7 protein-coding genes are annotated in these 8,075 nt (G+C 64.3%); 2 read left to right on the top strand and 5 right to left on the bottom strand.

What is annotated here, in order from left to right:
* Both JHD07_RS26800 and JHD07_RS26795 read right to left on the bottom strand, forming a co-directional pair.
* The coding region (locus JHD07_RS26800; RefSeq protein ID WP_291627509.1) for a response regulator transcription factor at window positions 1-656 on the bottom strand (656 nt) is incomplete at its 3' end.
* Window positions 657-668: 12 nt separating this feature from the next.
* Complete coding sequence (locus JHD07_RS26795) at window positions 669-2,171, bottom strand: DUF4173 domain-containing protein (RefSeq protein WP_291627507.1); 1,503 nt, start codon at window positions 2,169-2,171, stop codon at window positions 669-671.
* 188 nt (window positions 2,172-2,359) lie between these two features.
* Between JHD07_RS26795 and JHD07_RS26790 the strand changes: the two genes are divergently transcribed.
* A complete protein-coding gene (locus JHD07_RS26790; RefSeq protein ID WP_291627505.1) occupies window positions 2,360-3,703 on the top strand; it encodes a glycoside hydrolase family 3 N-terminal domain-containing protein in 1,344 nt (447 codons plus the stop codon).
* Here the strand turns inward: JHD07_RS26790 and JHD07_RS26785 are convergent.
* The 3 genes from JHD07_RS26785 to JHD07_RS26775 all read right to left on the bottom strand — a co-directional run bounded on the left by JHD07_RS26785 (window position 3,700) and on the right by JHD07_RS26775 (window position 7,480).
* Window positions 3,700-5,322 carry an ABC transporter substrate-binding protein gene (locus JHD07_RS26785; protein WP_291627503.1) on the bottom strand — a complete coding sequence of 541 codons (1,623 nt, stop codon included), beginning with the start codon at window positions 5,320-5,322 and terminating at the stop codon, window positions 3,700-3,702. The genes JHD07_RS26790 and JHD07_RS26785 overlap by 4 nt on opposite strands.
* Before the next feature lie 131 nt (window positions 5,323-5,453).
* Complete coding sequence (locus tag JHD07_RS26780) at window positions 5,454-6,725, bottom strand: DUF892 family protein (protein WP_291627502.1); 1,272 nt, start codon at window positions 6,723-6,725, stop codon at window positions 5,454-5,456.
* 122 nt (window positions 6,726-6,847) lie between these two features.
* Window positions 6,848-7,480, bottom strand: coding sequence for a TetR/AcrR family transcriptional regulator (locus JHD07_RS26775; protein ID WP_291627511.1), 633 nt, complete (start codon window positions 7,478-7,480; stop codon window positions 6,848-6,850).
* Between the two features lie 102 nt (window positions 7,481-7,582).
* On the opposite strand from JHD07_RS26775, the gene JHD07_RS26770 reads away from it, so the two are divergent.
* Window positions 7,583-8,075, top strand: a 493-nt coding sequence (locus JHD07_RS26770) for a PspA/IM30 family protein (protein ID WP_291627500.1), incomplete at its 3' end; no start/stop codon positions are given.

The following is an 8,075-nucleotide window of genomic DNA, read 5'->3' as shown; positions in this document are numbered from 1 at the left end:
GTCTCGATCACGCTCTCGCAATTCAGCGCCGCCAGCTTGGCGCGGATGTTGCGGATATGGCTGTCGATGGTGCGGTCGGAGACCTGGATGTTGAGCTGGTAGGCCGCCCGCATCAGCTGCTCGCGGTTGAACACCGAGGTCGGCCGCGTCAGGAAAGCGCGGAGGATGCCGAACTCGATCGCGGTCAGCTTCAGCGGCGTGCCGGCGAATGAGGCCAGATGCTGCTCGGGATCGATCAGCAGGCCGCCTTGCGCCAGTGCGGTGGGCCCCGCCTTTGCCTCGCCGTTGCGCGGGGTGAGGCGGCGCAGGATGACGTTGACCCGCGCCACCAGCTCGCGCGGGCTGAACGGCTTCGTGACGTAGTCGTCGCCGCCGATCTCGAGGCCGAGGATGCGGTCGATCTCCTCGTCGCGCGCCGACAGGAACAGGATCGGCACGTCGGAGCCTTTGCGAATCTCGCGGCAGACCTCGAGACCGTCGAACTCGGGCATGCCGATGTCGAGTACGATCAGGTCGGGCTTGTCGGCGGCAAAGCGGCTCAGCGCCTCCTTGCCGTCGCGCGCCTCGATGACGTCCATGCCGGCCTTCTTGAGCGCGACGCGGACGACCTCGCGGATGTGGCTCTCGTCGTCGACGATCAGAATGCGATGCGCCAAAGGTCTCTCCGCTCACCCTGCCGGCTGACTGTCACGCGGGCGCCTGGCAAGCGCATCGAGCCTGCGCTGCAGGCGCCAGCTCCGGACGCCCCAGGCTCGCCATTCCATGTCCAGCCGTTGGGTTTCTACAAGCCGATCGCGGCGCCGCGCAAGACAGTCATCGCCAGGACGATGGGCAATGACCTTGTCGAGCGCCGGCAGCGCCTGCGGTCCGAGCGTAAGGAGATAGTTTGCATCGATCGACACGCCCTTGCCCGACGTTTCACTGCTGTGGCTCACATTATAGTCGGCAATGAACGCATCGAAGTTCACCAGCGAAGCACCGTACAGCACGGCCGTCAGCGCGATCAGGTTGGCGCTGATGAGCCACCTGTTGGAGCGGTTGAGCGCGATGCGGGCCACGATCAGGATCAGCCCCAGCGCCACCAGCCCCATCCAGATGAAGGCCGCGACCCGCCAGTAGGTCAGCATGTAGATGTCGACGTAGAGATCCAGCCGGAGGATGGAGGACGCGACCAGCAGAACGTTCTGACCGACCCAGAGATAGACCAGCGGCCGGATCACCTTCGATTGCTCCGCGGGCCCTCCCGGCCTCATCGCGACCAGCACGAAGGCGGCGGCGAGCAAGGCGGTTGCAATCAGCGGATAGGCGCCGCGATGGGCGTAGGCCGCATAAGTCATGTTGTCGGGCAGCGCCACGCGTCCCCAGAGATAGAGACCGTCGAGGACGGATTGCGCCGCGAACAGCAGGTTGAACAGGATCAGCGAGCGCAGGACGGTGGCGGGGCCGAGGAATTCGGCCGAGACGAATGGCGGGAGCGGCGGCGGCACGGGTTCATCGGCCGCGGCCGGCATGACGACCTTCCGGCGCCGCCAGCGCACATGGATGAACGGCCAGACCAGGGCCAGCATCAAGACCCAGAACAGCACACGCCACACGCGGACATATTCCAAGGCAACCTTCGGATTGAGCAGGGAGATCCACTGCTCGATCACCGGATTGGCCGCCGCGAACAATGCGACGAATACGGCGCCGAGCGTCGCCGGCAGCAGCCAGAGCGCGACGCCACGGGTGAAGGCGGAGATATTGAAGATCTGGAGCGCCTCGGGGAACAACCTGAAGGGGCCGAACAGGACGAAGTTGCGTATCGCCCGGGCTCGGTCGGCGAGATCGGTCGTTTCCGCATTGGTCACGAGCAGCAACGCAATCGTCAGCGAGGCGATGAGGATCAGGAACGACAGCGTGTTGAGCTCGTCGACGGCTGGCACGAGGCCGGCAACGAGAATGACCGAGCCGATCACGGCGCGGCGCAGGTCCAGCGCTGCGTGATTGAAGAACAACGACACGCCGGCGATCACGATCGCAAACAGCGTCAGCGACAGCCCGATCCGCTCGCCATAGAACAGCCAGTCGGCGAGCGCGGCCAGCATCAGCGCGCAGCCGAGCTTGGCCGGAATTGCGGAATGTTTGTCCGGTTGGATGTCGGCTGCGATCGTCGAAGCCAGGCTCGTCATGTCCAGAAAACCCTTCGTAATGGATGGCATGGCAAGTCTGAACGGCGCTTGTGCAGAAGGCGGGCCCATCGTCTGCACGGCTTCAGGAGTCTTTTGCAGATTTCGTGCAGGCGCGGATTTGGCTCTCGCGCAGCATTGCTCGCCTTGTTAGGTGCGAAGCATTCGCCACTCATCGCGTGTGACGCACCATGAAATTCCTCCGCCGAATCGGCCTCATCCTGCTCTGGCTGGCCGCGCCCGTTGTTGCATTCGCGGCCCTCAACAAGAACGATCCCTATCTGCTCGTGCTGCGCGGCGCCGGAAACGTCGCGCTTGTCGTCGCAAGCGTGGCGATCGTGCTGGTCCTGCTGTGGGGAGGGCGCTGGCGCAGCTTTGCCGGCAAGGCGCTGATCATGCTCTGGTGCCTGCCACCGGTGTTGATGTTCGCAGCGCATCTGACGTTCGAGCTGCGCAAGCATCGCGTTCTCGGCGCCGGCACGGCCGAGGCGCGGCAGCTCGGGCCTCACTTCATGGTCGGCTATTCCTCCTTCCCCGAGGTCGCTCGCCTCGCCGAGCTGGGCCTGATCGGCGGCGTCTATGTCACCCGGCACAATATCCGGGGACGGATGGTCGACGCGCTGCGCAACGAGATCGCGGCGCTCCAGGACATCAGGCGCGCAGCCGGCCTGCCGCCGCTGCTCGTCGCCGCGGACCAGGAAGGGGGCATCGTCGGGCATCTCGCGCCGCCGCTGACGAAGCTGCCGGCGCTGGCAACGCTCGCCGGGCTCGCCCCCGACGACCAGCGGGCCAAGGCCGAAGAGTTCGGCCGCATTCACGGGCGCGAGCTCGCAGGGCTTGGCGTCAACCTCAACCTCGCGCCGGTGCTCGACCTGAAGCCGCAGGCGCAGCGCAACCGTCTCGATTTCCATACCTTGATAGGACAGCGTGCGATCGCGTCAGATCCCGCCGTGGTCAGCGCCATCGCGACTTCCTATGTGCGCGGCCTCGAGGAATCCGGCGTCGGTGCCACGCTGAAGCATTTTCCGGGCATCGGCCGCGTACGCAGCGACACCCACCACTTCAGCGCCAATCTCGATACGCCGGTGACGGAGCTGGAAGCAACGGACTGGCTGCCGTTCCGGCAGGTGCTGTCGCACTCGCGCAGCGCGCTGATGGTCGGTCATGTCACGTTGACCGCCGTCGACCCCGATCGCGCCGCCTCGCACTCGAAACGCGTCGTCGACGGCATCATTCGCCAGAGGTGGGGTTACCAGGGCGTGGTGATGACCGACGACCTCGTCATGGGCGCGATCTACCAGAACGACGTCTGCAAAGCCGTGGTCGAAGCGATCAATGCCGGCGTCGATCTGCTGCTGGTCGCCTATGACGGCGCGCAATTCTACCGGGTCTTTGCCTGTGCTCTCGAGGGATCGCGGCAAGGTAAGCTCGACGTCGCGATGCTGCGCGCGAGTGCGGCGCGGCTGGTGCGCGCCTATTCAATCGAGCAGGCGCGGGCAGCGTCAAGTGCGATCAAAGTCGTCGATGGGCATTAGCCCTTCGCGAACTGCCGGTAGTCCGGTTCGCGGTGAAACCAGAACTGGTAGCCGGTGACGGCCTTCTGCATGGCAACGTCGTGGATCGGCTGGTTGAGCGGAACGACGGGAACGTCGCGCATGCAGAGCGTGATGAAATCCTTCACCGCCTTGTCGTACTCCGCGGCATCGGTGCTGAAGCGCGCCTTGTCGATCAGCGCGTCCATCTCCTTGTTCTGGTAGGAGGAAATGTTGAAGATCGAGTTGTTGCCGTGGAAGTTCCAGTAGAAGTAGTATTCGGGATAATCCAGCCACCCGCTGAAGCGGTTGAGGGCGAGCGGCAGCTCCTTCTTGTTCAGCGTCGTGCGCCAATTGGCGCCAGGGATCTTTTCGATAGCGGCCTTGATACCGATCTTCGCGAGGCTCTCCTGGATGAGGATCGCTGTCGGCTCGCCGACAGTCGCGGTCCCGGCGTCCAGCGAAAGCGTCGTCTCCAGGCCGGATTCGAAGCCTGCCTCCTTCAGCAAAGCCTTGGCCCTGTCGAGATCGGTGACGTAAGGAAACGGCTGCGGCCAGACCGCCTTTGAGGCGTGGGTCGGGCCGCCATACATGGGAACGGCGCGGCCGAAGAAGGCGCTGGTCTGGATCTGCTGATACGGCATGGCCCAAGCGATCGCCTGGCGCAGCTTGACATTGTCGAACGGCGGCTTCGCGGTATTCAGTGCGACGTACCACAGCGCGTTCGGGATCGGCACGCCCGAGACCTTGACCTTGCCCTCCCTGATGATCTGCTCGAAATCGCGCGGCGCAAAGCCGCTGGAAATATCCGCATCGCCCCGCTCCAGCATGGCACGGCGCGTGCCGGCGGAAGGAACGTCGCGCGCGATCACGCGCTTCACCTTCGGCAGCGGCCCGCTCTTCCAGTCGTCGAAGCGCATCAGCACGGTCTCGCTGCCCGGCTTCCAGCTCTCGATCCTGTAGGCGCCGCCGCCGGCCTCGTTGTTCTTCAGCCAAGCCAGCGCCCACGGGTCTTCCGGCGTCGCGCTCTTCCTGGCGAGCTCGGAATTGATGATGAAGGGCACGACGACGGCGAGGTTGAACAGCAGCATCTTGTCTTTGCGCACATAATCGATGCGGAAAGTGTGATCATCGACCACCACGAACTGTTCCGGTTTCTCCAGTGACCCCGCCGACATCTGGAAGGTCGGGAAGCCGCCGACCTTCACGGCGCGGTCGAACGACCATTTGACGTCCTTGGCGGTCACCGGCGTACCGTCGTGGAATTTAGCATCCTTCCGCAGGCGGAAGGTGCAGGACATGCCGTCGGGCGCGACCTCCCAGCTCTCGGCGAGCTCCGGCGCGAGCTTCTCGCGGTCATACGACAACGTGCCGTCCGGCAGTGTCTTCGCGGCATAGGTGAGCAGCCGGTCGTAGCAATTCCAGGACAGGCCGTTCACGGTCTGGTTGGAGCCAACACCCTGCATGTCCAGCGAGTTCGGCCCGAGCTCCTGCACCACCAGCAACGTCTCGCTGCGCCCCTGCGCCCAAGCAAGGTGGGGAGCAAATGTTGCCATACCGGCGGCACCGAGGCCGCCGAGCAGGACCTTGCGGCGGCTCAAATCGAAGGGTGAAACGCTCAAGGGTGCCTCCTGTCCGCATTGTCGGGCATCGAGAGGCAAGGTGTATGCCATAGCAAAGAAGCGCCAAGCCGCCCCGCACCAGATGCGAGGCGGCTTAACTGATCGGATACGCGTTGCTCGAGCGGCGCTCCTTATTCAGCCTGCTCCAGCGCGGCCGGCATCTTTGCGACCGACATCAACGAGCGTGCGATCTGGTTGAGCAGGAGATCGGAATTCTCCTCCTCCGCCAGCGATTTGGACAGCAGCGCGACAACCGCGCTGTGCCGGAGCTGCTGTGCGAGGTTGCGCGCCGTGGTGTAGCCGGACATCTCGTAATGTTCGACGCGTTGGGCCGCGGAGATCAGCGCGAGGTCGGCGGCCGCGTCCTCCTTCTCCTCGGCTTCCTTCATGACCTCCTGGCCTTCCTCGATCAGGCCCATCATGCCCTTGCAAGGCTTGGCGCGGGCCGTCTCGCCGAGGAGCTCGAAGCATTCGTTGATGCGCTCGACCTGGTTCTCGGTCTCGACCAGGTGCTGCTCGAACAGCTCGCGCAGCTGGTCGAAGCGCGCGGCCTGCGCCATCTTGGGAAGCGCCTTCGTCAGCTGCTTCTCGGCATGGAGAATGTCGCGCAGCTCGTGGAGCAGGAGGTCGGTCAGGCCGGACTCGTCGACGGGCGACGAGCTCTCGGTGACGATCGGTGTCGCACCGTTGGGATCGGTGGATTGCAACGCCGGCGATTCCGTGAAGACCCAGTCTTCACCTTCATTCCAGGGGCCGCGGGTGTCGATTTCGCCGTGCTCGCCGCTGCCGGTGGAATCGTTGAAGTACTGGTTCACGAGACCAGGCGTCGGAGCGAGCCTGCCGATGCTGAAGGCCGGCTTGGACAGGCTTTCGAGCGCGCGCGCGAACGCCTTCATATGTGTGATCTCCCGCGTCATCAGGAACTGCAGCGCGTCCTTGCTGCCGGCATCGTCGCAGAAATTGATCAGTCGCTCATAGACGATCTTGGCACGCGCCTCGGCGGCAATATTGCTGCGGAGATCGACGTCGAGCTCGCCGGTGATCTTGAGATAGTCGGCGGTCCAGGGATTTCCCTGCGAGTTGAACAGATTGACGCCGCCGCCGCCGGCGATCGCAATCAACGGATCGGCTTCGGCTGCCTGGCGGTCATTCTTCGACGGCGCGAGATGCATGCGGGCAAGGCAACCGACGACCTCGAGATGGCTGAGCTCTTCGGTGCCGATATCCATCAAGAGGTCCTTACGATCGGGGTCCTCGCAATTCAGCCCTTGAATCGAGTATTGCATCGCCGCCGCAAGTTCGCCGTTGGCGCCGCCAAACTGCTCGAGGAGCATATTGCCGAAGCGCGGATCGGGTTCGTCGACGCGCACGGTGAACATCAGCTTCTTGACGTGGTGATACATGGGAGGGCTCGCGCTGTGAGGGAATCTATGCGCGACAACGAGCCCTCGGAATGTTCGTTCCTAGCAATCCGCGAGATTGAGGTTGGGAACGTAGCCTGACGTGATGCCGGTCCTGCGCCCAGTCAGCGGGCTTGTGTCAGCCGGCTTTCCGCTGCTTGCGCGATCAGTCCGTCGATCATCGCACGCACGAGGGTGGCGATTTCCTCGCGCAAGGCCGGCAGAGGCACGGCAACCAGCTTCTGCTCCAATCCCAGCGCCACCATGCCATGCACAGCCGAGAACAGGCTGCGGGCAGTGATGCCGAGTTCCTCCGGGCTTCGCTCCGGTAACAGCGCTGCCAACGGCTGGTAGATGTGACGGAACAGCTGCATCTGGTCGTGGGCGGACCAATCGGGGACGAGCTTGTCGGCCGCCATGCGGTGTTCGAACAGCGCGCGCCAAAGCTGGAGGTTTGCGGCTGCGAAATCACAATAGGCGATTGCGATGCGGACCAGGGAGTCGCGCGGCGACGGCTCGCCCGCACCGATGGCGACACTGAGCGCCTCATCGAGCCGGTGCAAAGTGCGTGAGCCCACGCGCAGGATCAGCTCGTCGACATCCGCCACGAGATTGTAGACCGCGCCATTGGCGCAGCCGATCTCGCGGGCTAGGTCGCGGGTTTTCAGGCCCGCCAACCCCCGCTCCGCGATCATCTGTTCGGCCGCCTGGATCAGTTCGGTCCGTAATTTTTCCCGCCGTGCCAAGGCTTTAGTCATCTCTAACCGAATTCTTGAGCGATGCTCAAATAATTCTTGAACGATGTTCAAGGTTGTTGCTACAAAGCTGTTGTGAGCAGCGCTCATAACAGGGAGCAGACAATGTTCAAGACAGTCGTGACACTTTTCCGCGGGAGCGTGGCCGCAGCTGGAGAGGAACTAGAGGACCGTACTGCCCTTCTGGTCCTCGACCAGCAGATGCGCGATGCAGCCGCCGCCCTCGAACGCAGCAAGCGAACGCTGGCGCTGGCGATTGCGCAGGACCAGCAGGAGGGCCGCAAACTCGAGGCGACCTGCGCCCGCATCGCCGACCTCGAGACCCGCGCGGTCGCCGCGCTGGACGGTGGCCGTGATGACCTCGCCAGGGACGCCGCCGACGCCATCGCCGGCCTGGAGGCCGACCGCGATGCGGCGATGACGGCGCGCGCGCTGTTCGCAACCGAGATCGCCCGGCTGAAGCGGCACGTGACCACCGCACAGGCCCGGATCACCGAACTCGATCGTGGCCGGCGCCTCGCCCGTGCCTCGGAGGCGGTGCGCTCGCTTCGTCGCAGCGGCATCGAGGCTGCGCGTCCCTACGAATCCACATTGCCGG

This window comes from Bradyrhizobium sp. (genome assembly GCF_016462955.1).
Lineage (GTDB): Bacteria > Pseudomonadota > Alphaproteobacteria > Rhizobiales > Xanthobacteraceae > Bradyrhizobium.
Note: the sequence above shows the minus strand (reverse complement) of the source record. Positions and strands in the feature narration are given on the sequence as shown.